Here is a 24553-nt window from a genome sequence, read left to right on the forward strand (position 1 = left end):
GCTCCCATTGTGCGACCGGGCGCGGTCCGGGGGGACCGCGGTCTCAGCAGGTGGCCGCTGACGGGTGGGCCAGGGCGTGGGCGGTGAGGGAGCGGGAGTAGCGGCGCAGCAGCAGGACGGCCGTGGTGGCGAGGCCGGTGAGCAGGCCGAGCCAGATGCCGAGGGTGTCCAGGTCCAGTGCGTACGCGAGGATCCACGACGCCGGCAGTCCTACGGCCCAGTAGCCGACGAGGGTGATGCGGAACCCGCTCCTGGTGTCGTCGAGGCCCCGCAGCAGCCCCACGCCGATGTTCTGCGCACAGTCGAAGAACTGCAGGAACGCGGTGACGACGAGGAGCTGCGCGGCGATGGCCGGAGCCTGGCCGGTACCGGAACCGGAGTCCAGGAAGGGCGCCAGGACCAGCCGGGGAACCGTCAGGTAGACCAGTCCGACGACGGCCATGACGGCGGCGGCGCAGGCCAGCGCCGTGTTCTTGATGCGCCGGGCGTCGTCGTGGTGGCCGAGGGCGAGCTCGCGGCTGACGGTGAGGGAAGCCGCGTGGGAGAGCCCGACGGCGACCTGGAAGACGATGTAGACGAGCTGGTTGACGGCGGTGTGCGCGGCCAGGGCGTCGGGTCCGAAGGAGCCGGCCATGAGCGCGGTGAGCGAGAAGAACCCGGCCTCGGAGCCGTAGGTGGCGGCGATGGGGACGCCGAGGCCGACCAGCTGCCTGACGGTGGCCGGGTCGGCCTTGGTGAGGTCCAGGGTCAGGAGCGGTGCCAGCCGCTCGTCCCGCTTCGCCGAGACGAGGAGGGCGAGGAAGGACAGCAGGTACACGGTCGAGGTGGCGACGCCGATACCGGTGAGGCCGAGCCCGGGCAGGCCGAACGTACCGTGGATCAGGACCCAGTCGAGGCCCGCGTTGACCGCGACCGAGGCGATGGTGATCCGCAGCAGGGCCTGCGGGCGGCGCATGCCGACGGTGAACTGGCGTACGGCCTGGAACCACAGGCAGGGCAGCAGCCCGGGGGCGAGGGCGAGGAGCATCGCCCGGGCGGGACCGACGACGTCCGCGTCCTGGCCCAGCGGGCCGAGGGCCCGGCCGATGAGGACCATGAGGACGGCGCCGATGACGCCGGCGAGCGTGGCGACGGCCAGGCTCGCCCGGACGATGCCCCGCACCTCGTCGTCCGCGGGCTTTCCCCCCGCGACGTCGTCGCCCCCTCCGGCCGCCCGTTCGGCCCGCGCGGCCGCGGCGGCTATTCGGTTGCCGACGGAGGTGACGAGGCCGACGCCCATGGTGCGCAGCTGGTTGAAGATGACGATGGCCAGACCGCCGGCCGCGAGCTCCCGGGTGCCCAGGAGCCCCATCATCACGGTGTCGGTCGTGGTCAGTGCGACCTGGGCGAGCTGGGTGAGGATCAGGGGCACGGCGAGGGTGCCGAGGGCGCGGCCGTCGCGGAGGAGAGTGGTGGGCATGGTCTACCGGTTCCCGCGGAGTTTGGTGAGCAGTTCTTCGATCTCCCGTTCGACCTCGGGGTCGAGGAGGCCGCGGGCCCGCATCCAGTCGTCGTCGAAGACGGTGTCCATGTACTTCTCGCCGCCGTCGTTGACGAGGGCGACCACGGTCGTGCCCGGGGGCAGGGAGGGCAGCCGGGTGAGGGCCTCGTGGACGACGCCTCCGGCGGAGCCGCCGATGAGGAGCCCGGTACGGGCGACGGCGCGGCAGGTCGCGAAGGCCTCGACGTCGCCGACCTTGACCCCCTCGTCGATGAGGTCGAAGTCGACGAGGGCGCCTATCCCGGCTCCCTCGGGGGTGCCGGTACCGGACTGGTGGTAGTCGTGGGCCGGGCCGCCGAAGGCGATGGAGCCCTTGGGTTCGACGCCGATGACGGTGAAGCCGGACATCAGCCTCCCCAGCTCCCGGCCCGTGCCGCAGAGGGCGCCGCCGGTGCCGACCGCGCCGATGAGCACGTCGATCCGGCCGCCGAGGGCCTCGTGCAGTTCGTGGGCCACGGCGAAGTAACCGACGCCGTTGGCGGGGTTGTTGTGCTGCTCGGTGAAGACCGTGTCGTCCCGCCCGCGGGCCATGTCCTCGGCGAGTTCCTCGCGGGCCGCGGTGGCGAGTTCCCCGCTGCCGTCGTCCACGACGTAGACGAGCTCGGTGCCCAGCGCCTTCATGCCCCGCAGTTTGTCGGGGCAGGCGTGGTGGTCGACGACGGCGGTGAAGGCGTAGCCGCGTTCCGCGGCGATGACCGCCAGACCCAGGCCGGTGTTGCCCGAGGTCGATTCGACGATCCGGCCGCCCGGCCGGAGTTCGCCCGCCGCCTCGGCGGCGTCGACCATGGCGCGGGCCATGCGGATCTTGGCCGTGCCGGTCGGGTTGAACATCTCCAGCTTCAACAGCAGACGGCTGCCGGTGGCGGTCCGGGCCAGTTCCAGCAGGGGGGTGTACCCGACGAGTTCGGATACGCGGGATACCAGGGCGGGGCGCTCAAGGGCTCCGGGCATCGGGGACTCCAGAGGGTCGGGGCGGGGACGTCAGGTGAAGTGGCGGTCCAGGCGCCAGCGCGGGCGCGCCCGGCCGGTCCGGTCGACGACGACCTTCGGGGGGAGGGCCAGGTCGTGGAAGGAGGACTCGTTGGAGTCCATCTGGTAGCCGGCCGTGTTGGGGTAGACGAGGAGGTCACCGGTGCGGGGGAGGGCCGGGAAGGGGATCTTGCGCCAGGTGAGCAGGTCCGACTCCAGGCAGGTGGCCGCACCGACGCTCGCCGGGAACGTCCCCCGCTCGGCCCCGGGGTCCCGGGACAGGAGGACGGGATCGGGCAGGTACTCGCTGTTGAACCACTGTTCGGACAGGCTCAGACTGGTGCCGTCCACGGTCAGGATCCGGTAGCCGGCGCGTTCCTTGACGCCCTGGACGCGGAAGACCGTGGCTCCGGCCTGGTGGAGCAGGGACCGTCCGGGTTCCAGGAGCAGCAGTACGCCGGAGTCGCGGAGGAGCCGGGACAGCGGATGCCCGTGGCTCTCGGGGCGGGTGGCCAGGAGCGCGGCCAGGGCCTCGGGGCCGGCGACGGGGGAGTGGTAGGGGTAGAAGTCGCCGGTGTGGAAGGTCCTTCCGGCGTGGTAGTGGCCGCTGTGCTGCCCCTGGAGGAAGCCCCGCCAGCTCTCGGCGTCGGTGTAACTGACGGGCAGACCGCCGCCGATGCTGATCCGGCTCGCCTCCAGACCCCGTACCCGCGCCGTGAGGCACAGGCCGACCAGCCGGGCCGCGAGGTCGGCCCGGGGCTGGAGGGCGTAGCCGGAGAGGTGGAAGGCGAACCCCTCCATGCGCAGGGCGTCCCCGGCCCGCACGCACCGGTCCAGTGCCGTGGCCAGTTCCGGCTCGGAGAGCCCGAAGCGGCTGTGGGGCCGGTCGGGCGGCAGGCAGCGCAGCAGGATCCGGGCCGGACGGATCCGCCCGGCGAGCCCCCCGCCGACGAGCGCGACGAGCGCGTCGAGTTCGTCCAGGGCGTCGACGGCGATCAGCGCTCCGTGCCGGACGGCCAGGTGCAGCAGAGCCGGATCCTTCGCGGGCCCGGTGACGACGAGGTGCTCGCCCCGTGTGCCGTGCCCCAGGGCCTCGCGCAGCTCGCCCACGGAGGCCACGTCCACGCCGGCCCCGCCGGCCGCGGCGCGTTCGACGAAGACGGCGGCCTTGTTGGCCTTCTTCGCGAAGTACACGAACCCCTCGACCCCGGCCGAGGCCAGGGCCTCCCGCATGCCCCGCAGGTTGGTGTCGAAGGCCTCGGGCAGCAGGAAGTGGAACGGGCCGCCGAAGGCGTGGGCGAGTTCGGGCAGCAGTCCGCTCGCCAGTACCCGCTCGGTGGCTTCGTCGGGCAGGACCGGCACGGTGGGCAGGGCGGCACGGGCCGCGGCGGGACCGGCGGCGGTGGCCGCGGTGGGACCGGTCCCCGGGGCGGAGCCGGTCCCCGCGGCCGAACCGCCCGGCGTCGTCGTGCCGTTCACGCCCACAGTGCGACCTCCGTGCCCAGGCCCTGGGCGAGGGCGAGCTGGGCGAAGCGGTGTCCGAGGGCGATGTCGGTGACGACGAGACCGCTGTTGTAGGCGAAGATCCGCTCGTCGGCGCCGGTCCGGCCCTTGCTCCGCCCGGCGAGAACGGCCGGGAACTCGCAGTCCACCGCCGGGAGTCCGCCATCGGCGTCGGCCATGTCCGTGCCGGTGACGTGCATCTGCGCCTCGCTCGTGGCGATCAGCCGGTCGGCCTCGTGCAGGGTGGACGGCGCCAGCCCGTGGCCGACGAGGACCGCCAGCGCGCCGGCCCGCAGCCAGTCCGCCTCCACCGCGGCCGGGGTGTGGCCGCCCGCCGTGGCGACGATGACGTCGGCGTCGGCGGCGGCCGCCCGCAGGTCGGTGACCAGCTCCACGTCCCGGTCGGGGAAGTGGGCGCGCAGCCGTTCGCGGACGGCGGCGATGCCCGCGGGGTGCGTACCCGACAGCATCAGCCGGTCCAGGTCCGGGAGGGTGGTCAGCAGGAACGGCAGGGCCAGCCGGCCCTGGGTGCCGGTGCCGATGACCAGGGCGGTGCGGGCCGCCGGGGCGGCGAGTTCGCGGGCCAGCAGCGCCGAGACGGCGGGCGTGCGCAGGGAGCCGACGCGGGAGCAGTCCATCATCGCGACGGGCAGGCCGGTGACGTCGTCGTAGAGCGTCAGCGCGGTGTAGTAGTGCTGCTCCTCGCGGCCCCTGTCGAGGCCGTGCTTGTAGGACGTCTTGACGGCGACGACGTCGCGGGAGCCGTCGCGGCCGAGCATCGCGTAGGAGACGGAGTGCCCGTCGCGCGGTGTGACCGTGAGCTTGCGGGGGTTGTCGGACAGGCCGGCGTCGAGGGTGCGGTAGGCGCCCTCCACCGTCTCCACCACGTCGGCCAGGGATATGTCGATCCCGGCGAGGTCGGTGGTGGACAGGACGCGCAGGTGCCGGTCGTCCGCCGGGGCCGGGGCCGGGGCCGGGGCGGGGGCGGGAGCGGCTGCGGCTGCGGAAGCGGAAGCGGTGCCGGCCGTGGTGTCGGTCATGGGTCGGTCCTCCGGGTGCGGGGCGGGTGGTCAGCTCGCGTGCGCTTCGAGGGCGCTCTGGCCGTAGCCGTGCTCGCCGGCTTCGGCGTCGGGGCGGGTGCGGCGGCCGGGGACGCGTACCGAGGCGCGCTTGAGCCAGCGGTCGGTGCCGTCGTAGCGGGCCCGGAAGGGGACACGGCCGTGCACGACGAGGTCGTTGTCGACGACCAGGACCTCGCCGGGGCTCAGGCTGACGGCGATCGAGACCCGGGCCAGTTCGTCCGCGAGCCGGCCGTACGCGGACCGGTACGCCCCGTCGGCCTCCTCCAGCGGGGTGTACGCCGGGTCGAAGCGCAGGGTCATGCTGTCCTCGGTGGCGAAGAGGGCGGGGACGGGGGGCGGCGCCTGGCCGGCGTAGCCCTGTGCCTCGGCGTAGGCGTCGTCGGGCAGGATCGGCACCACCGGTCGGGTGAGGACGTCCACGTCGGCGTCGGCGAGCCGGGTGCGGCGGATGCTCGCCGCGGTGGTGGCGACGCGGTCGTGGTTGCGCATGCAGCCGAGCATCAGCAGGTGGGCGCGGCCGGGGTGGAAGGCGTCCTCGGTGTGCGGGCTGAGCAGGACCGAGCTGCCGGCGCCGGTCTGCGCGCTCTCGTGGCCGGGCGAGGGAACGATGTTGTGGACGAAGCGGCCGTCCTGCTGGCCCTCCCAGGCGATGGGGTTGCCCATCACGGTGGCGAGCAGGAGGAGGGCGAGGTCGTACACGGCGCCGCTGTCACCGGCGCTCGCCCATCCCGCGGGAGTGGGGCCGATGGCCGCGTCGTCGACGTCGAGGCCGCGCAGGACGAACAGGCCGTCGGCGGTGTCGACGGGACGGCACTGGCGGCGCAGGTCCTCGCCGAGGCCGCCGGCCACGTCGCGGACGCGGGCCAGGAGCCGGGGGCTCGTGGCGGAGGTGCCGAATTCGGCGAGGAGTTCCTCCGCGGCCCGGCGGAGGTCGGCCACGGTGTGGGCATCGAGCTGGCGGACGGGGGCGGCTGCCGTGCTCATGGCGAGGAGATCCGTTTCTTCGGATGGCAGGGGGAGCCCGGTTCTCTGGGCGCGCTCTCTCCCGAGGGACGGCAGGGGGGCGGCAACTGGCAGTACCGGTAGGGGAGTTGGAGCCCGTTCGCGAACCTGCGGAACCGGGAACGCTTCGAACGCTAGCATCGAAGTGAGGTAAGGCAAACCTTACTTGCTGGTCACTCGGGATCGATATTCGGACATGAGTCCCATCGCGTTCGGTAACTTGCGAGAGGGGTTGTTCTTAGGGTAGGCAAACCTAAGCATTCACTCCGTTGCTCTGGTGGAACGAGGACGTACGTGGACATGAACAGGCGTCAAGTGCTGTGGGCCGGAGGGGCGATGGGCGCGGCGGCCCTGCTCGCCGCCTGCTCCTCGGAAGACGGCGGCACCACGGACGGCGAGCCCGGCGGGGACACCGGTCCCAAGAGCGGCGGCACGCTCCGTATCGGCGCGCTCGGTCGCGCCGGAGCCATCACCCGCGACCCCCACGGCACCCAGGCCAACGAGAGCGACTACCTCGTCATCGCCCTCGTCTTCGACACCCTCGCCGTGCCGGGAGCGAAGACCAACACGGTGCCCCGCCTGGCCGCCTCCTGGGAGCACTCCGCCGACCTGAAGACCTGGCGCTTCAGGCTCGCCGGGGGCGCCGCCTTCCACGACGGCACCCCGGTCACCGCGGACGACGTCGTCTGGTCGCTGCGCCGGCTGCGCGCCACCCCCTCCGGTGCGGCCCGCCTGCCCGGGGTCAAGGGGCCCGAGAGCATCACGGCCGACGGCGCGGACACGGTCGTCGTCGTCTCCGACCACGCCAACGCCGACTTCCCGCTGATGACGCGCCTCACCACCTTCGTGATGAAGAAGGACACCCCGGACGGCGCCCTCGACAAGGCCCCCGGCACCGGCCCGTTCAGGCTCGACTGGTACCGGGGCGGCAACGCCCGCCTGGTCCGCAACGACAAGTGGTACGGCGGTACCGTGCACCTCGACGCCATCGAGGTCACCATGTTCGAGACCCCGCAGGCCATGGCCAACGCCCTGCTGGCCGGCCAGATCGACGTGGCCTCCAACGCCGGCGCCGTCGCCGCCCGCACCGCCGCGACCCGCAAGGACATCCGGGTCCTGCGCCGCCCCGACGACATGGCGATGCCGATCGTCATGCGCGCCGCCGCCGGCAGCCCCTTCGCCGACCCGCGCGTACGCGAGGCGATGCGCCTGGTCGTCGACCGCGGCGCCATGGTCAAGCAGGTCCTCTCCGGCTACGGCACGGTCGCCAACGACATCATGGGCACCGGCGACCCCGCCTACGCCAAGGACGTCCCGCAGCGCGGACGGGACCTGGACCGGGCGAGGAGGCTCCTCGCCGAGGCGGACTTCGACCTGTCGAGGACCTACTCCCTCGTCACCACCGAGGACATCGCCGGACTCGCCGAGTCCGCGACCCTCTTCGCCAACCAGGCCCGCGAGGCCGGCATCAAGGTCGAGGTCGTCAAGCAGGAGTCCGGAGCCTTCTGGAACAAGACCTGGAAGACCGGCGACTTCTACACGACCTACTGGGGCACCAACGACTCCGTCGCCTTCTTCGCCTCCAAGACCATGGTCTCCGAGGCCGGGCAGAACGAGACCGGCTGGAACGACCCCGCCTTCGACGCCGCCTACCGCAAGGCGAGCGCCACCGCCGACGAGAAGGAGCGGGCCGCCGTCCTCAAGGAGCTCCAGCGCATCGAGTACGAGCGCTCCGGCTACCTCCTGTGGGGCATGGCCGACGGCATCGACCTCGCCGCCACCAAGGTCAAGGGCCTGCCCACGCTGCCCGGTTACGGCCGCGTCCAGTTGGAGAACGCGTGGCTGGCCTGAGCCGCACGGCCCCGGAGCCCGCGGCGGCCTCCCCCGGAACCCCGGGGGAGGCCGGTGCGGCGCGCCGCGCCCGCCCCCTGCTGCGCCTCGCGGCCGCGGTGGCGCGCCGGGCCCTCATGCTGGTCCTCCTGCTGGCCCTGGTGTTCGCCGCGGTCGAGCTGCTGCCCGGCGACGCGGCGAGCGCGAGCTCCGAGCGCGGGGACAGCGCCGCGGACGTCGAGGCGCGCCGGCACCTGCTCGGCCTCGACCGCCCGGTCTGGGAACGCTTCGCCGACTGGATGACCGCCCTGCCCACCGGGGACCTCGGCACCAGCGCGCGCGGGCAGAAGGTCACCGACCTCCTCGCCGACCCGCTCCCCAACACCCTCCTGCTCGGCGGCACGGCCTTCCTCCTCACCGTCCTCGCCTCGCTCGCCCTGGGCTGCTGGGCCGCCTGCCGACCCGGCCGGCTCACCGACAGGATCGTCTCGCACGCCGCCACCGCCGCCTTCGCGGTGCCCGAGTTCGTCGTCTCCGTCGGGCTGCTCCTCGTCCTCGCCCTGTGGAGCGGCTGGCTGCCCGCCGTCACCCTCACCGGCGCCGACGGCGCGCCCGGCTCCTGGACCATGCTGGTCATGCCGGTCCTGGCGCTGGTGATCCCGCAGGCCGGCTGGAACACCCGGATCGTCCGCGGGGCCCTCGCCGACCAGGCCCGCACCCCGCACGTGGAGGCGGCCCACCTCGACGGGCTGCCCGTGCGCCGGGTCGTCCTGCGCCACGCGCTGCCCGGAGCCGTCCCCGCGATCGCCACCGGCATCGCCACCTCCACCGGCATGCTGCTCGGCGGCGCCGTCGTGGTGGAGACCCTCTTCAACTACCCGGGCGTCGGCAGCGTCCTGGCCTCGGCGGTCGGCGGCCGCGACACCCCGCTCATCGCGGGCGTCGTCGCCTGCGCGGGCGCCGCCATCAGCCTCGTCCTGCTGGCCGCCGACCTGCTGCGGGACCGCATCCTGGGAGCCCGCCCGTGAGCGCAGCCGCCGGCAACCCGGCCGGCGGCGCCGGGTCCCGCGGCCGGGCCGCGCGCCGGATCGTCCCCGGCCTGCTCCTGGTGCTGCTGGCCCTCACCGGGCCGTGGCTCGCCGCGCACCCCCTGGACACCCCGGTCACCGCCCCCTACGCGGCCGCCGGGGACGGAGCCGTACTGGGCGGCGACCAGCTCGGGCGCGACGTACTGAGCCGGCTGCTCCACGGCGGCGCCGCCCTGATCGGCGGCGCCCTCCTCATCGCCGTCGTCGTCACCCTGCTCGCCACCGTGCTCGGCTGCTTCGCGGTCCTGCACCCCACGCTCGGCCGCGCCGTGGAACGCGCCGCCGACGTCCTCATCCTGCTCCCGCCGGTCCTCGGTATCATGCTCATCGCCCTCGCCTGGCCGGGCGGCGGCCGGTGGGCCGTCATCGCGGCCGCCGTGGTCCTCGGCACCCCGTACGCCGTGCGCCTCGTCGCCTCCGCCGCGGCGCCCCTGGCCCGCGCCGGTTACGTGGAGGCCGCCACCGCCCGGGGGGAGCGGCTGTCCTACATCGCCCTGCGCGAGCTGCTGCCCAACCTGCGCTCCACCGTGCTCGCCCTGTTCGGCCTGCGGTTCGTCGAGGCCGTGTACGTCATCTCGATGGCCGGATTCCTCCAGATCGGCCCGCAGCCCCCCGCCGCGGACTGGGCCCTGATGGTCCGTGAGAACGCACCCGGCGTCCTGCTCAATCCCTGGGCCGTGCTCGCCCCCAGCCTGGCCATCGCCGTCCTCGCCATCAGCTTCAACCTCGCCTCCGCCTCGCTCTCTTCCCGTCCTCCCCGTCGTCCCCGTCCTTCCCGCTCCTTCCGCAAGGCGGTCACCACCCCGTGAGCGACCTCGACCAGAGCCCTGACGCGTCCGGCGCCGCCGCCCCCGCCGCCGTGGTCCGCGGCCTGGAGATCGGCGTCCCGGGCGGGCCGGTCCTGCTGCGGCCGGTCTCCCTGACCGTGCCCGCGGGCCGGATCACCGCCCTGACCGGCCCCTCCGGGTCCGGGAAGACCACCTTGCTGCGCGCGCTGACCGGCCACCTCCCCGAGGGCGCCTTCGTCACCGCCGGAACCCTGGAGGTCCTGGGGACCGAGCCCGGCTCCCTCGGCGCCGAGGAACTGCGCCTGCTGCGCCGTACCCGGATCGCCTACGTCGGCCAGGACCCCGGCTCCGCCCTCAACCCCCGCATGCGGATCCGCCGGATCGTCGCGGAGACCGCCGTCGACCCGGGCCGGGCGGCCGTCCTCGCCCTGCTGCGCGAATGCCGGCTCCCGGTCGACGACGGCCTGCCCGAGCGCCGGCCCACCGCGGTCTCCGGCGGCCAGCAGCGGCGCGTGGCCCTGGCCAGGGCGCTGGCCCGCGAGCCCGAGCTGCTGCTGCTGGACGAGCCCACGGCCGGGCTGGACCCCGCCCTGCGCGACGAGATCGGCGTGCTGCTGCGGCAACTGGCCGCCGCCCGCGGGCTGACCGTGGTGATGGCCTGCCACGACCCCGAGCTGGTCGGAGCCTGCGCCGACCGGGTGGTCCGGCTCCCGGGTCCACCGCAGCCGCAGCCGGACACGGGCTCCCGGCCGCGGTCCCCGCTCGTACGAGCCACCGTGACGCCCCCGCGGGCCGCTCCGGCCGCCGCTCCGGTGCCCGCCGGGCCCGCGGGCGGGCTCCGCGCCCGCGGGGTCGGCGTGGCCTTCGCGCACCGGGCCGGGCGCCACCGGGCCCTGGACGCGGTGGACTTCGACGCGGAACCCGGCACGGCCACGGCCGTCGTCGGCCCCTCCGGCTCCGGCAAGACCACCCTGCTGCGCGTACTGGCCGGGCTCCGCGCCCCCGACTCCGGCACGCTCACCCTGGACGGTGTCCCGCTCGCCGCCACGGCCCGCCGGCGTGCCCGGGAGCAGCGCCGCAGGGTGCAGCTGGTCCCGCAGAACCCACTGGACGCGCTGAACCCGGCCCGCACGGTGGGCTCCGCCCTGGCGCGGCCCCTGCGGCTGCACGGGGGCCTGCGGGGTCCCCGTAGCGCCGCGGAGGTCGCCCGGCTCCTCGAACAGGTGGAGCTGCCGGCCGAGTTCGCGGGCCGCTACCCGGCCGAGCTGTCCGGTGGGCAGCGCCAGCGGGTCTCCCTCGCCCGCGCCCTCGCCACCGCGCCGGACGTGCTGCTGTGCGACGAGATCACCTCGGCCCTGGATCCGGACACCTCCGTCGCGGTCATGGAGCTGCTGCGCCGCCTGCGGGTCGAACGGCGGATGACGGTGGTGCTGGTCAGCCACGAGCCGGACCTGGTCGCGGCCTACACGCTGACCGCACACCTGCTGGAGGCGGGCAGGCTCTCCGCGTCCGGTCCCACGGAGGCGGTTCTGGCCGGGCTGTGAGGGGTGGCGTGTGGTCACCCCGGGCCAGGGGCTCGGCGGAGACCGCCATCGCCCTCGGCGGCATCCCGGCGGACTGGGCGCGAACCCCGGCCGCACCAAGACGGCCGTCGTCCCGCTGTGCTCGTGCTGTCCGCCGGAGCGGTCGCCGTCGCGGGCCCGATCGCGTTCATCGCGCTGGCGGCGCCCCAGGTGGCCAAGCGGGTCACCAGCTGCCCGCACCTGGTGATGTCCACCCCGCTCGGGTCGCCGCTGCCGGTCCTGGCCGGCTCGCCGCCCAGCAGCTGCCGCCCGTCGAGGCCCCGCCGGGCCCCGCCGCCCGAGCCGGCCGGCCGATCCACGCGTTGCGCGGCGGCGGGCCGCGGGGGAGGGTCGGTGAGGGTTCCCTCGCAGGAAGGCCGGACCATGCCCATCGCCACCGTCAACCCCACCACCGGCACCACGCTGCTGACCTTCGACGAGCTCGACGCCGACGGCATCGAGCTCGCCCTGGCCGAGGCCGCACGGACCGCCGCCTCCTACCGCCGCACCACCTTCGCCGAACGCTCCGCGCTGCTCATCCGCGCCGCCGACCTCCTGGAGGCCGAGGCGGAGGACATCGCCCGCACCATGACCATCGAGATGGGCAAGCCCCTCGCGGCGGCCCGCGCCGAGGCCCTGAAGTGCGTGAAGGCGATGCGCTGGTACGCCGACCGCGCCGAGTCCCTCCTCGCCGACGAGCGGCCCGCCGACGGTGACGTGGCCGACGCGGGAGCCGCGGCCGTCCGGGTGAGCTACCGGCCGATCGGCGTCGTCCTCGCCGTGATGCCGTGGAACTTCCCGCTCTGGCAGGTCGTGCGCTTCGCCGCGCCCGCCCTGATGGCCGGCAACGTCGGTCTGCTCAAACACTCCTCGAACGTCCCCCAGACGGCCCTGTACCTCGGGGACCTCTTCGAACGGGCGGGCTTCCCGCGCGGCTGCTTCCAGACCCTGCTCATCGGCTCGGCCGCGGTCGAGGCGGTCCTGCGCGACCCGCGGGTGGCCGCCGCCACGCTCACCGGCAGCGAACCGGCCGGCCGCGCGGTCGCCTCCGTCGCCGGGGACGAGGTGAAGAAGACCGTCCTGGAACTCGGTGGCAGCGACCCGTACATCGTGATGCCCTCGGCCGACGTGGCCCGCGCGGCCCGCACCGCCGTGACCGCGCGGGTGCAGAACAACGGCCAGTCCTGCATTGCCGCCAAGCGGTTCATCGTCCACACCGACGTCTACGACGAGTTCGCCGGGCTCTTCACGGCCGGCATGGCCGCCCTGACCGTCGGCGACCCCATGCTCGCGTCCACCGACGTCGGCCCGCTGGCCACCGAGGCCGGGCGCGCGGACGTGGAGGAGCTCGTCGAGGACGCCGTCCGGCAGGGGGCCACGGTGCTGTGCGGCGGCGGACGCCCGCCCGGTCTGCCGGACGGCTGGTTCTACGAGCCCACGGTCCTGGCCGACGTCACCCCGGCCATGCGGATCGACCTGGAGGAGACCTTCGGACCCGTGGCCACCCTCTACCGGGTGGGCAGCCTGGACGAGGCGGTGGAGCGGGCCAACCACACGCCCTTCGGCCTGAGTTCCAACGTCTGGACCCGGGACGAGGCCGAGCTCGAACGCTTCGCCCGGGACCTGGAGGCCGGCGGTGTCTTCGTCAACGGCATGACCGCCTCCCACCCGGCGCTGCCCTTCGGCGGGGTCAAGCGCTCCGGATACGGGCGGGAGCTGTCCGGGCACGGCATCCGGGAGTTCTGCAACATCACCACCGTGTGGCGGGCAGCGGATCCGCGGTGAGCGGGCGGTCGGCGCCGCCCGGCCGCGCGTCCGCCGGTTCCATCAGGCCGACGACGTGGTCGGTGACCAGGTCGAGGAGGTCGGCCGTGGCCCTGGCGTCCCCGAGCACGAGGGCGTTCAGGGTCATTCCGTCGGTCATGGCGGCCAGGTAGCGGGCCAGCACGGTGACCGGCACGCGCGGTTCGAGCCGCATGTCGCGGCCCAGCTGCCCGAGGAGCTCCGCGTACGTATCGCAGTACAGCTCGTACTGGCGGCGCGCCAGGTGCTCGAACCCGGGCCGGCGCAGGGCGTACTGGGTGAGCTCGTAGGTCAGCATGTGCTCGCCGGGCCGGTCGCAGACGTGGTCCCAGTACGCCTGGAAGCCGGCCCGGACCGTCTCGCGCAGGGTGGGCTTCGGGCGGATCGCCTCCCGCACCACCGTGATGTAGTGGGCGGTGATCGCCTCGATGACGGATTCGAGGAGGGCCTGCTTGGACGTGAAGCAGTAGTGGAAGACGCTCAGGGACACCCCCGCCTCGGCGGCGATGGAGCGGGTCGTGGTCCGGGCGACGCCGTCGCGGGTCATCGCGCGGATCGCCGCTTCGGTCAGCTGGCGGCGCCGCTCGGCCGAGGGCATCCGGGCCATGTGGTTCCTTTCGGTGCGGGTACGCGTGCGGGTTCGGCTACGGCTACGGCTACCGATGCGGGGCGGGGAACGCGGCGGGGCCGGACGTCAGCCGCCGTAGACGCCCACCTCATGGAGCGAGTAGCCCCACTGGGTGCCGCGCTGCGCGCCGTGGACGCGCACGTAGCGGGCCGGGGTGGCGGCGAACCGGGCGGTGTCCACCCCGCCGTCGCCGGTCGTGGTGGACCAGGCCGTCTGCCAGTTGCTGCCGTCGGTCGAGACCTCGATACGGTACGACTTCCCGTACGCGGCCTCCCAGTCGAGGGTGACGCGCCGGATCGTGTGCGCGGACCCGAGGTCGAACTGCACCCACTGGTCGTCGTTCCACTCGCTGGCCCAGCGGGTGCCGGTGTCCCCGTCGACGGCCTTGCCCGGCGAGTAGTCGACGAAGGGGTTCCACCACTCGGTGGAGCTGGCCGAGGCGGGGGTCCGGGAGGCGAGGTTGACCTCGGCCCGGTGGCTCTCCGTGGCCCCCCAGGTGTGCAGGTAGGACTCGGCGCCCCGCATCAGGTCGTCGACCACGCTCTGGCCGCCGACCTGCTTGATGTCCTCGATCCAGTCCGGGACCATGCCGTAGTGGGCGGCGCCGTCGGTGTTGAGGTCCCAGGTCCGCGAGCCGGTGGTCTGCCGGTCGACGACCGAGCCGCCGTCGGCGGTGCGGAAGGGGTAGCGGACCGGGTTGGGGGTGTTCGCGCCGCGGGGACCCGGCCAGCCGCCGACCCCGTTCATGTCGGTGCCGTACCCGTAGCCCACGTCGTACTTGTCACGCAGGGCCTTGGTCCGGGCCGCCTCGGCGGTGAAGCCCTCGGATCCGCCCATGTACTGGGCGGCGAACCCGCCGAGCTTGTACAGCCGCTCGGTCCAGCCCAGGTCCATCCAGCTGTGCGAGGAGATCACGCCGGGGTAGGACTCGGACTCCAGGATGTCGAAGGCCTGCCCCGCGGCCTTGACGCCCATGTGGTCGATCTCCAGCATCATGTTGCGTTTCATCATGCCGCGCACCGCGTAGGCGCCCAGGTCGGTCAGTCCGCGCGCGTTGCACTGCGCCCCGGCGGCGTAGGAGGGCACCGAGACGCCCTCCGGGAGCTCCTTCTGGGCCTGCGGAGCCGGTGCGAGGCCGATGGGGTTGTCGTGCTGGGGCCCGGTGCACTCCTCGGTCTTCCAGAAGGTGCCGGTGGACAGGAACTGCCCCACGTTGATCGCGGTGCCGAGCGTGCCCTCGTCGAAGCGGACGCCGCACAGGGCGTTGTCGAACTTGTGGCAGAGGAACATGCTGCGCACGCCGAGCCCGTAGAGCTCGTCCAGGCCGCGGTCGATGTCCGCCTTGCTGCACTGGGCGACGTCCAGGATCTGCTTGCAGCCGAAGGGCTCGGAGGTCTCCACGCCGAGGACGACGGCCAGCTTGCCCTGCTTGATCACCTCACGGGCCTGTGCGGAGTCGGTGACGATCCGGAACCAGCCCTTTCCGGGCCCGCCGTACATCTTGTCGATGTAGGCCTGCATGTCGTAGGTCTTCTGCGCCTCCAGGCGGATGGCGGTCATCTCGTCGCAGCTGCGGTCCTTGAAGAAGTAGACCGAGCAGATCACGCCGTTGGTGACGAGGTCGTTGACGAGGACGCGCTCGCCGCCGCGCCAGGCGCGTTCGATCCAGGCGTAGTAGTTCTGCTGGTGGGTGAGCGAGTCGTGGGCGGGCCAGTCCTTGAAGGTGGGCCAGCCGACGGGGTCGTGCTTGCCGTCCCCGCCCTTGGTGATCATGTCGAAGACGGCGAGAGAGCCGTCGGGGTAGTGCTCGGGGCAGTCCTTGAGCGCGTCGGCCACCCCGAGATCGGAGAAGGCCTTGCCGCAGATCAGACGGCCGCCGAAGCCCTCGTTGGCCATGATGTGGTCATGGGCGTCGACGAAGCCGCGGACCCGTCCCTTGTCGTCGGTGCCCTTGAAGGGCTCGCCGGTGACGTTGATGTCGGAGTCGGGCTGCGGGCGCGCGGTCGGGGTCCACCAGCCGGCGTCGGCCGAGGAGCTGGGCACGGGCCCCAGCACCATGGCCAGTACGGCGGCGAGGAGCAACGACAGGAGTGCGAGGGGACGGCGCCTGCGGCGTGGCCGTGGCGGGCGTGGGGAGCGAGGGTGAGGGGTCAAGGTCATCACTCGTGTCTTCGGTCGGCGGGCGGGCGCGGTCGAATCCGGGCATGAATTGTCATGCCCCGCACAAACGGTGCGTCGAGAATCGCGAGTGGCGCGGAAGGAGTCAAGAGTCCGGGACGGATGACCTGATGATGTTCTTCGCCGGCGCCCCGCCACCCCGACGGCCGGTTCCGCAGCCGCGGCGGGCCGGGCCGGGAGCGCCGGCGGGCCCGGCCGGCGGGCGGCGTTGCGGCAGGGGGCCCGAACGCGCAGGTGGGGGACCCGCTGCCGGGCCGGCCCGCTGGCTCCCGGTCCGTACATCACCGGATCCAGGGGGTCGCGACGCCCGCCATCCGGCTCACCATGGAATCGAAACCGGACGGGCGCGGGCGGGCCGGGCGGCGAGGCCGAGGTGCTGGACTCCAGCGGTCCTCCGGCGTACGCCCGTGCGTAGTGTGGCCGCATGAACGCCCGGCGAATACGCCGCAGTTGGGTGATGCTCGCCCTCGGACCTGTGGTCATACCGCCGGTGCCACCGCGCTCTACGGGCTGTCCTACCTGCTCCCCGCCCTCCAGGAGGAGCTGGGGCTCTCCCCGGCCGGTGCCGGACTGCTCGTCTCCTGCCCGGTCTTCGGGATCCTCCTCGGCCTGATCGGCTGGGGAGCCGTCGCCGACCGGTACGGCGAGCGGCCGGCCCTGACCGCCGGGCTGCTCGCCGCCGCCGGGGCCCTGGCCGGCGCCGCCGCCGTCCGGGGGCGGTCCCGCTGGGCGCGCTGCTGGTCCTGGCCGGCGCCGCCGGCGTGGCGATCGCCCTGCTCGCCGTCGGTCCGCGGCGCCCCGCGAGGCGGGAGGGCACCCGCACACCCGCGCCCTACCGGGGCGGCTACCTGTGGCGGATCCACGCGGCGGCCGGACTGCTGTGCGTGCCGCAGTTCGTGGTCACCGGGTTCTCCCTGCTGTTCCTGACGCAGGCGCGCGGCTGGTCCGTCGGCGCGGCCGCCGCTGTGCTGGCCGTGGCCAACCTGGCCGGGGCCGGAGTGCGGCTGTTCGCCGGCTGGTGGTCCGACCGGGTCGGCAGCCGGATCGCTCCGATGCGGGTACTGGCCGCGGCCACCGTCGTCGACCTCGGCCTGCTCGCGGCGGGCGCCGCCCGGGACTCGCCCGCCGCGCCGGTGGCGCTGCTGCTGGCGGCCGACCGCGGCGCGCGCCGGCCCGGCCCCGAGACCGCCCCCGACCCCGGCGCCGGCACGCGGGCCGCGGCGGGGCCGCCTATCGTCGAGGTATGAGCGAGACGGTCGTGGTGTACGAGTACCCCTCCGGGGACTCCCCGCCCGGGGACGCCGCCTCCGGGGACGAACGGCTCCCGCTGCGGGTGCACGCGGCGCCCGCGGCCCCGGGCCGGACCTCCGTCCGGGGGCCGAGGACCCTGTGCGGCAGGGACACCTTCGCCATGGAGACGGCCCCCTGGCGGCCCGCCGAACACCCGGACGCCCCCTGGTACCCGCCCCGGTACGCCGACCGGGTCTGCCCCGCCTGCGACGACGCGGCCGGCGAGGGCTGACCGCGGCGGACGCGGTCACGCGCCGGCCCGCGCCCGCGCGGAGACGGGGTCAGTTACCGGGGGCCATGTCGTAGGTGACCCACATGGTCCGCGTGGCCACCTGGTCGTACTTGGCGCGCGCCCGGTGGTTGTCGTCGGCGGTGATCCAGCGCACCACGCTCCACCCGCGCTCCCCGGCCAGCGCGCGCAGCGCCCCCAGCAGCAGGTCGGCGGCGCCCGAGCCCCGGTGCTCCGGGGCCACGAACAGGTCGTCCAGGAAGCAGCCCACCGTCGCGGACAGCGGCCGGGCGAACGGGCGGTAGTGGGCCAGCCCCAGGAGGCGGCCCGAGGCGTCCTCGGCGACCAGCGCGCCGACCTCGTGCCCGGGGTCGTTCACCCACGCCCACACCGTCGCGGCCGCCTCCTCGGTCTGCTCCACGCGGTAGAAGTCGGCGTAGCCGCGGTAGAGGGCGCGCCACTGGCCGAAGTCCCCGGGACGGACGGCGCGGACGGTGATGTCGGACATGGCGGTGCGGCTCCTTGATCGGGGGCGGGTGCCCCGGCGGAGGGGTCCTCCTCCGCCGAGGCAACCGATCATGCGGGAGCCGGGCGCCGCGCGGGCCTGCCACCGTGTCGAAACGCCGGCCGCGAGCCCGCCGCCGTGGACAGGTCGGCGGGGCCCGCGGAGGTGCGCCGGGGCGCACGGGATCCCTCAGCAGATCCGCGGCAGCTGCTCCCCGACCGGCAGGTCGACCACCCGGGTGCCGCCGAGCCCGGTCCGCGCCACGACCATGCCCGGGTGATCGGCGACGGCCTCGCCGATCACCGCCGCGTGCCGGCCCAGCGGGTGGGCGCGCAGGGCGTCGAGGACGGCGTCGGCGTGCTCGCGGGGCACGAAGGCGACGAGCTTGCCCTCGTTGGCCACGTAGAGCGGGTCGAGTCCGAGGATCGCGCAGGCGTTCGCGACGGCCTCGGGGACCGGGACACGGCCCTCGTGGAGGACGACCCCGGTGCCGGAGGCGGCGGCGATCTCGTTGAGGGAGGCCGCCAGGCCGCCCCGGGTCGGGTCGCGCAGGACGTGCAGGTCAGGGGTGACCGCGAGCATGCTCTGCACGAGCCCGCCCAGGGCCGCGCAGTCGCTCTCGATGTCGACGCCGAACTCCAGGCCCTCGCGGACGCTCATGATCGCGACGCCGTGCAGGCCGATCTCGCCGCTGACGATCACCACGTCGCCGGGGACCACCCGCTGCGGGCGCAGGTCCACCCCCTGCGGGATCAGCCCGATCCCCGCCGTGTTGACGTAGATCCCGTCCCCGTGGCCCGCCTCGACGACCTTGGTGTCCCCGGTCGCGATCTCCACGCCCGCGGTCCGCGCGGCGGCGCCCATGGCCTCGGCCACGCGCGCCACCGCGGACATCTCGACGCCCTCCTCCAGGATGAACCCGCAGGACAGGTAGGCGGCACGGGCGCCGCTCATGGCCAGGTCGTTGACCGTGCCGTTGACCGCCAGGTCCCCGATGCTCCCGCCGGGGAAGAACAGCGGCCGCACGACGTAGGAGTCGGTGGAGAAGGCGAGGCGTACGCCGCCCAGCGAGACGGCCGCCGAGTCCCCGAGCTGGGCCAGCGCCTCGCCGCCGAAGGCGGGGGCGAACAGGTGCTGGACCAGTTCGGCGGAGAGCGCGCCGCCCCCGCCGTGGCCCATGACCACCCGGGGGTGGTCGCGCAGGGGGGCGGGGCAGGTCCAGCCCGTGACGTCGAGGACGGTCTCGGACGGTGCGGTCTCAGGCAACGGGGCTCGCCTCCAGCGAGGTCTTCGAAGCGGCGGCGGGCAGGTCGAGGCGGCGGTAGAGGTAGTACGCCGCGCAGGCGCCCTCGCTGGACACCATGGTGGCGCCCAGCGGGTTGCGCGGGGTGCACGGACCGCCGAAGGCCTCGCACTCGTGCGGTTTCAGCAGCCCCTGGAGCACCTCCCCGCTCCGGCACTCGGCCGGCTCCAGGGTGGTGATGCCGGTGACCGAGAAGCGGTGCTCGGCGTCGAACTCCCGGTAGCGCGGCGACAGCCGCCAGCCGCTGCGCGGGATGACCCCGATGCCCCGCCAGGCCCGGTCGGTGACCTCGAAGACGTCCTCCAGCATGGCGAGGGCGGCCGGGTTGCCCTCCGGGCGGACGGCGCGCGCGTAGGCGTTGTCGACGGTGTGCTCGCCGCGCTCCAGCTGCAGCACGGTCCTGCGCACGCCTTCGAGGATGTCCAGCGGCTCGAAGCCCGTGACGACGATCGGCACCCGGTGGCGCGCCGCCAGCTCCGGGTACTCGCCCGTCCCCATCACGCTGCACACGTGCCCGGCGGCCAGGAAGCCCTGCACCCGGCAGCTCGGAGACCGCATGATCGCCTCGATCGCCGGGGGCACCCGCACGTGGGAGACCAGCAGGCTGAAGTTGCGGATGCCGAGCCTGCGCGCCTGGTACACGGTCATGGCGTTGGGCGGCGCGGTGGTCTCGAAGCCGATGCCGAAGAAGACCACCTCCCGCCCCGGGTTCTCCCGCGCGATCCGCAGGGCGTCCAGCGGCGAGTACACGACCCGTACGTCGCCGCCCTCGCCGCGCACCCGGAACAGGTCGCGGCCGGTGCCGGGGACGCGCAGCATGTCCCCGAAGGAGCAGAAGATCACCTCGGGGCGGGAGGCGATCTCCAGCGCCTTGTCGATGACCTCCAGCGGCGTGACGCACACCGGACAGCCGGGCCCGTGGATCAACTCGACCTGATCGGGCAGGAGCTGGTCGATGCCGTGCCGGATGATGGTGTGGGTCTGGCCGCCGCAGACCTCCATCAGTGCCCAGGGCCGGGTCACCGTGGAGCGGATCTCGTCGAGGAGCCGGCGGGCCAGTGCCGGGTCCTGGAACTCGTCGATGTACTTCACCGCGGTGCGTCCTCCTGCCGGACGTCGGTCCCGTGGGACGTGGCGGGCCGTGCGACGGGCGCCGCCGGATCGTCCGCGAAGGGCCAGTCGCCGCCGCCCGCCTGGGCCGCCTGCTCCCAGGGGTCGCCGAACTCCTCCTGGAGCATTCCGAGTTGCGCGAAGAGTTCGAGGGTCTGGAGGGCTGACTCCTCGTCCAGTCGCTGGAGGGCGAACCCCACGTGGACGATGGCGTACTCGCCGACCCGGAGGTCCGGCAGGTACTCCAGGCAGACCTCCTTCTGCACGCCGCCGAAGTCGACGGTCGCCATGCGCGTGCCGTCCCTCTCCCCGATCTCAAGCACTCTGCCGGGTACCGCCAGGCACATGGGCTTCTCCTCGTTGTGGGTGTTCCGTGACGTGTCCGGCCGCCGCCACCATGAGCTGGCCCAGGGCCAGCCCGCCGTCGCCCGGCGGGACCGTGCGGTGCCGCAGGACGGTGAACCCCCGGTCGCGCAGCAGGCGGGCGCAGGCGGAGGAGAGCAGGGTGTTGGCGAAGACCCCGCCGGTGAGGGCCACCGTGTCCAGGCCGTGCCGGTCGCGCGCCAGTCCGCAGAGCGTGCCGACGAGGTCCGCGACCCCGGAGTGGAAGCGGGCGGCGATCACCGGCCGGCCGGTCCCCGCCCGTACGTCGGCCGCCACCGCCGCCAGTACGGGCGCCGGATCGGCGATGACCGGGCCGGCGGCACCGGCCCCGGGCACCCGCACGGCGAAGGCGTAGCCGGGACCGGCGGCGGGTGCCCCGAACGCGGCGCCCTCCAGCTCGATGGCGGCCTGCGCCTCGTACCCGGCGTGCTGGCAGACGCCCGCCAGGGCGGACACCGCGTCGAAGAGCCGGCCCATGCTGGAGGTGGGGGCGCAGTTCAGGCCGCGCTCCAACTGGGTTTCCAGGACCCGCAGTTCGGTGGGCGGGCAGGCCGCGGTGCAGGGCAGGTCCGCAGCCCGGTCCAGGCCGGCGGCCCACAGATGGGCCAGGGCCATCCGGTAGGGCCGCCGCACGGCCGCGTCGCCGCCGGGCAGCGGTACGTAGGCCAGGTGCGCGAAGCGGGTGTACCCCGCGTAGTCGGCGAGGAGGACCTCCCCTCCCCAGACGGCGCCGTCGTCCCCGTACCCGGTGCCGTCGAAGGCGACGCCGATCACCCGCCGGGAGCCGTCGAGGCCGTGTTCGGCGAGCGCGGAGGCGACGTGCGCGTGGTGGTGCTGCACGCCGGCCGGCGGGCGGGCTCCCGCCCGCTCGCGGGCCCAGCGGCCGGAACGGTAGCCGGGATGCAGATCGGCGGCGAGGAGTACGGGGGTGACCCCGGTGAGGGTCTCCAGCTGCCGCTCCGCCCGCTCGAAGGCGTACCGGGTGGCCAGGTCGTCCATGTCGCCGGTGTGGGCCGACAGCCAGGCCCGGCGTCCTTCGCCGAGGCAGAAGGCGTTCTTGAGGTCGCCGCCCACGGCGAGGGTGGCGGGGACCGGCAGCGGCAGGGTCAGGGGCAGCGGCGCGTACCCGCGCGAGCGGCGCAGGACCAGGGGTTCGCCGTCGCAGACCCGCACCACGGAGTCGTCGCAGGGCACGTGGATCGGCCGGTCGTGGGTCAGCCAGGCGTCGGCGAGGCCGGAGAGGCGCTCCAGCGCCTCGGCGTCGTCGGTGACGATGGGCTCGCCCGAGAGGTTCCCGCTGGTCATCACCAGCAGGCGCGGGCCCCGCGGGTCCCCGTCCAGGCCGAGCAGCAGGTGGTGGAGGGGGGTGTACGGGAGCATCACGCCCAGGTCGGGGCTGCCGGGGGCGACCCCCGGCAGCGGGGCTCCGTCGGGGCGGCGGCGCAGCAGCACGATGGGCCGCACCCCGCCGGTGAGCAGCTCCCGCTCCTCGGGGCCGAGGTGGGCGAGGGCCTCGACGTCGGCGAGGTCCCGGGCCATCAGCGCGAAGGGCTTGTCCCCGCGGCCCTTGCGGCGGCGCAGCCCGGCGACGGCCCCGGGCAGGGTGGCGTCGCAGGCCAGGTGGTACCCGCCGAGCCCCTTCACGGCCAGGACCGCCCCCGCGGCCAGCAGCGCGCGGGCCCCCGCGACGGGATCGGCGCAGGCCTCCCCGCTCGGCGGCCGCCCGGTCAGCAGCCGCAGCCGGGGCCCGCAGGCCGGGCAGGCGACGGGCTGCGCGTGGAAGCGGCGGTCAGCCGGGTCGGCGTACTCGCGGGCGCAGTCGGCGCACATCGGGAAGCGGTCCATCGTGGTGTGGGCCCGGTCGTAGGGCAGCCCGGTGACGATGGTGAAGCGGGGCCCGCAGTGCGTGCACGTGATGAAGGGGTGGCGGTGGCGGCGGTCGGCCGGGTCCGCGAGCTCGGCGAGGCAGTCCGCGCAGGTGGCGACGTCGGGGGAGACCAGCGTCCGGGCCGGGCCGCCGGACCGGGAGGCGATGATGGTGAAGCCGGCTCCGCCGGAGAGGGGGACCGGGCGGTGGTCGACGGCGTCCACCACGGCCAGCGGCGGGGCGTCGGCCGCGAGCCGCTCGCAGAACTCCGACACGGCGGCGGCGGAGCCCTCCACCTCGGCGACCACGCCCTCCGGGGTGTTGGTGACGTGCCCGGCGAGGCCGAGGCCGGTGGCGCGGGTGTAGACGTAGGGCCGGAAGCCGACCCCCTGCACCACGCCCCGTACGGTGACCCGTCGGCGTTCCAGGTGCTCCATCAGCGGGTCTGGGCCACGGCGGGGCCGGGCTGACCGTGACCGTGGTGATCGTGATCGTCGTGGTCGTGGTCGTGGCTGTGGTCGTCGTGGGTGTGGCCCGGCCCGTGCTCGTGTCCGTGGCCGTGCTGGCCTCCCTCGTGCCGCTGCCGGGCCATCACGGGAGCGTGGGCCCGCGCCCCCGCCCCGACCGCCAGGGCCCGGTCCAGCAGGAGGCCCGTCCCCTCGTCCGCGCGGACCGAGGTGAGCACCACCTCCACCCCCGGGTTGACCCGTTGGACGTTGGCGCGGAAGGCCGCCTCGTCGAACTCGACGGCCGCCGCGATGTCGGTCTTGGTGACCACGACCAGCTGGGCCAGCCCGAAGGCGGTCGGGTACTTCAGCGGCTTGTCCTCGCCCTCGGTCACCGACGCGAGGACCACGCGCAGCGACTCCCCGAGGTCGTACGAGGCCGGGCAGACCAGGTTCCCCACGTTCTCCACGAACAGCAGCCGCGTCTCCTCGGGCAGCCACCCGTCCAGGTGGCGCCCCAGCATCGAGGCCTCCAGGTGGCAGAGCCCGTCCGTGAGCACCTGCTTGACGGGTACGCCCGAACGGGCCAGGCGCAGCGCGTCGTTCTCGGTGGCGAGATCGGCCGTCAGGGCCGCCACGGGCACGCCCCGCTCCCGGGCCAGGAACAGCTCCCGCTCCAGCAGGGCCGTCTTCCCGCTGCCGGGGCTGGAGAGCAGGTTGACGACCGCCGTCCCCCGGGAGGCGAGTTCGGCGCGCAGGGCGCGCGCCGCCCCGTCGTTCTTGGCGAGCACCGCCTGCTGCAGATCGACCACTCGGCACATGGTTCAGGCCTCCTCGGGGATCGGTTCGCGGCAGGAGGCCGCGCCCGGGGCGTCCTCCCAGGTCACGTTGAGGATGCGCAGTTCGCGCCCCGTGAGCAGTTCCACCTCGGTGGCCCGTCCGCAGACGGGGCAGCACAGGTCGGGCGGCATGCCCACCGCCCACGCTCCGGCACAGTCCGCGCAGCGGGCACTGGCCGTCACGGACCGCGTGACGAGTTCGGCGCCTTCGAGGACCGTTCCGGCACAGGCCAGTTCGAAACAGAAGGCCAGGGAGTCCGGCACCACACCGGCCAACTCCCCGACCTGGAGCTCCACGCGGCGCACGGCGCTCGCCGCGCCCGCTCGGGCCGCCTCTTCCACCTGGCCCACGACGGCCATGGCGATCGACATCTCGTGCATCGGACTCCGTCCTGCCGGGGCTCATTACACCGGCAGGACGCGGGAGGCACGGGCGGGCACGCCGGTGCGCCGCACGCCCCGTACGCCATTCGGGCGCCGGGGCGGGGCGGGGCTCACATGCAGCGCATGCGCAGGTAGCGCTTGAGGTCGGGGAGGACCTGCGCGAGGACGGCGACCAGGGCCACGGCGGCGGCTCCGCCGATGACGGCCTTCTTCATGGGGTTCT

General features: G+C 74.4%; 22 protein-coding genes and 1 pseudogene. 8 read left to right on the top strand and 15 right to left on the bottom strand.

Annotated features, from left to right (window positions below; genetic code table 11):
* Nucleotides 1-43: 43 nt before the first annotated feature.
* The 5 genes from OG295_RS30765 to OG295_RS30785 all read right to left on the bottom strand — a co-directional run bounded on the left by OG295_RS30765 (nucleotide 44) and on the right by OG295_RS30785 (nucleotide 6078).
* Nucleotides 44-1459: an MATE family efflux transporter gene (locus OG295_RS30765; protein ID WP_371679873.1), complete on the bottom strand. Its 1416-nt coding sequence runs from the start codon at nucleotides 1457-1459 to the stop codon at nucleotides 44-46.
* Nucleotides 1460-1462: 3 nt separating this feature from the next.
* A complete protein-coding gene (locus OG295_RS30770; protein ID WP_371679874.1) occupies nucleotides 1463-2491 on the bottom strand; it encodes a cysteine synthase family protein in 1029 nt (342 codons plus the stop codon).
* A gap of 30 nt (nucleotides 2492-2521) precedes the next feature.
* Nucleotides 2522-3880 (bottom strand): Y4yA family PLP-dependent enzyme, encoded by a 1359-nt coding sequence (locus OG295_RS30775; RefSeq protein WP_371681356.1) that lies wholly within the window; start codon nucleotides 3878-3880, stop codon nucleotides 2522-2524.
* A 104-nt stretch (nucleotides 3881-3984) separates the two neighbouring features.
* The gene (locus tag OG295_RS30780) at nucleotides 3985-5052 is read right to left on the bottom strand and encodes an ornithine cyclodeaminase family protein (protein ID WP_371679875.1); all 1068 of its coding nucleotides are present in this window, start codon (nucleotides 5050-5052) and stop codon (nucleotides 3985-3987) included.
* A 30-nt stretch (nucleotides 5053-5082) separates the two neighbouring features.
* Nucleotides 5083-6078: a TauD/TfdA family dioxygenase gene (locus OG295_RS30785; protein WP_371679876.1), complete on the bottom strand. Its 996-nt coding sequence runs from the start codon at nucleotides 6076-6078 to the stop codon at nucleotides 5083-5085.
* A gap of 318 nt (nucleotides 6079-6396) precedes the next feature.
* Between OG295_RS30785 and OG295_RS30790 the strand changes: the two genes are divergently transcribed.
* The 5 genes from OG295_RS30790 (at nucleotide 6397) to OG295_RS30810 (ending at nucleotide 13149) form a co-directional block, all read left to right on the top strand.
* Nucleotides 6397-7947 (top strand): ABC transporter substrate-binding protein, encoded by a 1551-nt coding sequence (locus tag OG295_RS30790; protein WP_371679877.1) that lies wholly within the window; start codon nucleotides 6397-6399, stop codon nucleotides 7945-7947.
* Between the two features lie 116 nt (nucleotides 7948-8063).
* Entirely contained in the window at nucleotides 8064-8954 is an 891-nt protein-coding gene (locus tag OG295_RS30795) for an ABC transporter permease (protein WP_371681357.1), read from the top strand.
* The gene (locus tag OG295_RS30800) at nucleotides 8951-9823 is read left to right on the top strand and encodes an ABC transporter permease (protein WP_371679878.1); all 873 of its coding nucleotides are present in this window, start codon (nucleotides 8951-8953) and stop codon (nucleotides 9821-9823) included. Before OG295_RS30795 ends, OG295_RS30800 begins: the two co-directional genes overlap by 4 nt.
* On the top strand, nucleotides 9820-11346 hold the full coding sequence (locus tag OG295_RS30805) for an ABC transporter ATP-binding protein (protein ID WP_371679879.1): 1527 nt from the start codon (nucleotides 9820-9822) through the stop codon (nucleotides 11344-11346). Before OG295_RS30800 ends, OG295_RS30805 begins: the two co-directional genes overlap by 4 nt.
* A gap of 402 nt (nucleotides 11347-11748) precedes the next feature.
* A complete protein-coding gene (locus tag OG295_RS30810; protein ID WP_371681358.1) occupies nucleotides 11749-13149 on the top strand; it encodes an NADP-dependent succinic semialdehyde dehydrogenase in 1401 nt (466 codons plus the stop codon).
* Here OG295_RS30810 and OG295_RS30815 read toward each other — a convergent pair.
* Both OG295_RS30815 and OG295_RS30820 read right to left on the bottom strand, forming a co-directional pair.
* On the bottom strand, nucleotides 13115-13774 hold the full coding sequence (locus tag OG295_RS30815; RefSeq protein WP_371679880.1) for a TetR/AcrR family transcriptional regulator: 660 nt from the start codon (nucleotides 13772-13774) through the stop codon (nucleotides 13115-13117). The two genes, OG295_RS30810 and OG295_RS30815, sit on opposite strands and share 35 nt — an antisense overlap.
* 87 nt (nucleotides 13775-13861) lie before the next feature.
* Nucleotides 13862-15955 (bottom strand): discoidin domain-containing protein, encoded by a 2094-nt coding sequence (locus OG295_RS30820; RefSeq protein WP_371679881.1) that lies wholly within the window; start codon nucleotides 15953-15955, stop codon nucleotides 13862-13864.
* A gap of 342 nt (nucleotides 15956-16297) precedes the next feature.
* Between OG295_RS30820 and OG295_RS30825 the strand changes: the two are divergent.
* From OG295_RS30825 to OG295_RS30835, 3 genes and pseudogenes are all read left to right on the top strand, one after another.
* Nucleotides 16298-16663, top strand: a pseudogene (locus tag OG295_RS30825) (MFS transporter); the annotation flags it as partial.
* Between the two features lie 53 nt (nucleotides 16664-16716).
* Complete coding sequence (locus OG295_RS30830) at nucleotides 16717-17220, top strand: MFS transporter (protein WP_371681359.1); 504 nt, start codon at nucleotides 16717-16719, stop codon at nucleotides 17218-17220.
* On the top strand, nucleotides 17217-17495 hold the full coding sequence (locus OG295_RS30835) for a hypothetical protein (RefSeq protein ID WP_371679882.1): 279 nt from the start codon (nucleotides 17217-17219) through the stop codon (nucleotides 17493-17495). The genes OG295_RS30830 and OG295_RS30835 overlap by 4 nt, the downstream gene beginning before the upstream one ends.
* 49 nt (nucleotides 17496-17544) lie before the next feature.
* On the opposite strand, the gene OG295_RS30840 is transcribed toward OG295_RS30835, so the two are convergent.
* The 8 genes from OG295_RS30840 to OG295_RS30875 form a co-directional block, all read right to left on the bottom strand.
* Nucleotides 17545-18000 (bottom strand): N-acetyltransferase family protein, encoded by a 456-nt coding sequence (locus tag OG295_RS30840; protein ID WP_371679883.1) that lies wholly within the window; start codon nucleotides 17998-18000, stop codon nucleotides 17545-17547.
* 186 nt (nucleotides 18001-18186) lie between these two features.
* Nucleotides 18187-19176 carry a hydrogenase expression/formation protein HypE gene (hypE, locus tag OG295_RS30845; RefSeq protein ID WP_371681360.1) on the bottom strand — a complete coding sequence of 330 codons (990 nt, stop codon included), beginning with the start codon at nucleotides 19174-19176 and terminating at the stop codon, nucleotides 18187-18189.
* A gap of 79 nt (nucleotides 19177-19255) precedes the next feature.
* On the bottom strand, nucleotides 19256-20392 hold the full coding sequence (gene hypD, locus OG295_RS30850; RefSeq protein WP_371679884.1) for a hydrogenase formation protein HypD: 1137 nt from the start codon (nucleotides 20390-20392) through the stop codon (nucleotides 19256-19258).
* Entirely contained in the window at nucleotides 20389-20757 is a 369-nt protein-coding gene (locus OG295_RS30855; RefSeq protein ID WP_371679885.1) for a HypC/HybG/HupF family hydrogenase formation chaperone, read from the bottom strand. Before OG295_RS30855 ends, hypD begins: the two co-directional genes overlap by 4 nt.
* Nucleotides 20726-23098: a carbamoyltransferase HypF gene (gene hypF / locus OG295_RS30860; RefSeq protein ID WP_371679886.1), complete on the bottom strand. Its 2373-nt coding sequence runs from the start codon at nucleotides 23096-23098 to the stop codon at nucleotides 20726-20728. The genes OG295_RS30855 and hypF overlap by 32 nt, the downstream gene beginning before the upstream one ends.
* Nucleotides 23098-23928, bottom strand: a complete 831-nt coding sequence (gene hypB / locus OG295_RS30865; RefSeq protein ID WP_371679887.1) for a hydrogenase nickel incorporation protein HypB — start codon at nucleotides 23926-23928, stop codon at nucleotides 23098-23100. Before hypB ends, hypF begins: the two co-directional genes overlap by 1 nt.
* Before the next feature lie 3 nt (nucleotides 23929-23931).
* Nucleotides 23932-24327 (bottom strand): hydrogenase maturation nickel metallochaperone HypA, encoded by a 396-nt coding sequence (locus OG295_RS30870; protein ID WP_356211720.1) that lies wholly within the window; start codon nucleotides 24325-24327, stop codon nucleotides 23932-23934.
* Between the two features lie 113 nt (nucleotides 24328-24440).
* A complete protein-coding gene (locus OG295_RS30875) occupies nucleotides 24441-24545 on the bottom strand; it encodes a hypothetical protein (RefSeq protein WP_371679888.1) in 105 nt (34 codons plus the stop codon).
* Nucleotides 24546-24553: the final 8 nt, after the last annotated feature.

Source organism: Streptomyces sp. NBC_01276, from assembly GCF_041435355.1.
Classification (GTDB): Bacteria; Actinomycetota; Actinomycetes; order Streptomycetales; family Streptomycetaceae; genus Streptomyces.

Excerpts from the sequence above, each read along its gene's own strand:
- OG295_RS30795 (WP_371681357.1), top strand. The coding sequence starts at position 8,064 with ATGCTGGTCCTCCTGCTGGCCCTGGTGTTCGCCGCGGTCGAGCTGCTG.
- OG295_RS30780 (WP_371679875.1), bottom strand. The coding sequence starts at position 5,052 with ATGACCGACACCACGGCCGGCACCGCTTCCGCTTCCGCAGCCGCAGCC.
- OG295_RS30785 (WP_371679876.1), bottom strand. The coding sequence starts at position 6,078 with ATGAGCACGGCAGCCGCCCCCGTCCGCCAGCTCGATGCCCACACCGTG.
- OG295_RS30820 (WP_371679881.1), bottom strand. The coding sequence starts at position 15,955 with ATGACCTTGACCCCTCACCCTCGCTCCCCACGCCCGCCACGGCCACGC.
- OG295_RS30770 (WP_371679874.1), bottom strand. The coding sequence starts at position 2,491 with ATGCCCGGAGCCCTTGAGCGCCCCGCCCTGGTATCCCGCGTATCCGAA.
- hypB (WP_371679887.1), bottom strand. The coding sequence starts at position 23,928 with ATGTGCCGAGTGGTCGATCTGCAGCAGGCGGTGCTCGCCAAGAACGAC.
- OG295_RS30870 (WP_356211720.1), bottom strand. The coding sequence starts at position 24,327 with ATGCACGAGATGTCGATCGCCATGGCCGTCGTGGGCCAGGTGGAAGAG.
- OG295_RS30810 (WP_371681358.1), top strand. The coding sequence starts at position 11,749 with ATGCCCATCGCCACCGTCAACCCCACCACCGGCACCACGCTGCTGACC.
- hypE (WP_371681360.1), bottom strand. The coding sequence starts at position 19,176 with ATGGGCCACGGCGGGGGCGGCGCGCTCTCCGCCGAACTGGTCCAGCAC.
- OG295_RS30790 (WP_371679877.1), top strand. The coding sequence starts at position 6,397 with ATGAACAGGCGTCAAGTGCTGTGGGCCGGAGGGGCGATGGGCGCGGCG.
- hypF (WP_371679886.1), bottom strand. The coding sequence starts at position 23,098 with ATGGAGCACCTGGAACGCCGACGGGTCACCGTACGGGGCGTGGTGCAG.
- OG295_RS30765 (WP_371679873.1), bottom strand. The coding sequence starts at position 1,459 with ATGCCCACCACTCTCCTCCGCGACGGCCGCGCCCTCGGCACCCTCGCC.
- OG295_RS30835 (WP_371679882.1), top strand. The coding sequence starts at position 17,217 with ATGAGCGAGACGGTCGTGGTGTACGAGTACCCCTCCGGGGACTCCCCG.
- OG295_RS30855 (WP_371679885.1), bottom strand. The coding sequence starts at position 20,757 with ATGTGCCTGGCGGTACCCGGCAGAGTGCTTGAGATCGGGGAGAGGGAC.
- OG295_RS30875 (WP_371679888.1), bottom strand. The coding sequence starts at position 24,545 with ATGAAGAAGGCCGTCATCGGCGGAGCCGCCGCCGTGGCCCTGGTCGCC.
- OG295_RS30815 (WP_371679880.1), bottom strand. The coding sequence starts at position 13,774 with ATGGCCCGGATGCCCTCGGCCGAGCGGCGCCGCCAGCTGACCGAAGCG.
- OG295_RS30840 (WP_371679883.1), bottom strand. The coding sequence starts at position 18,000 with ATGTCCGACATCACCGTCCGCGCCGTCCGTCCCGGGGACTTCGGCCAG.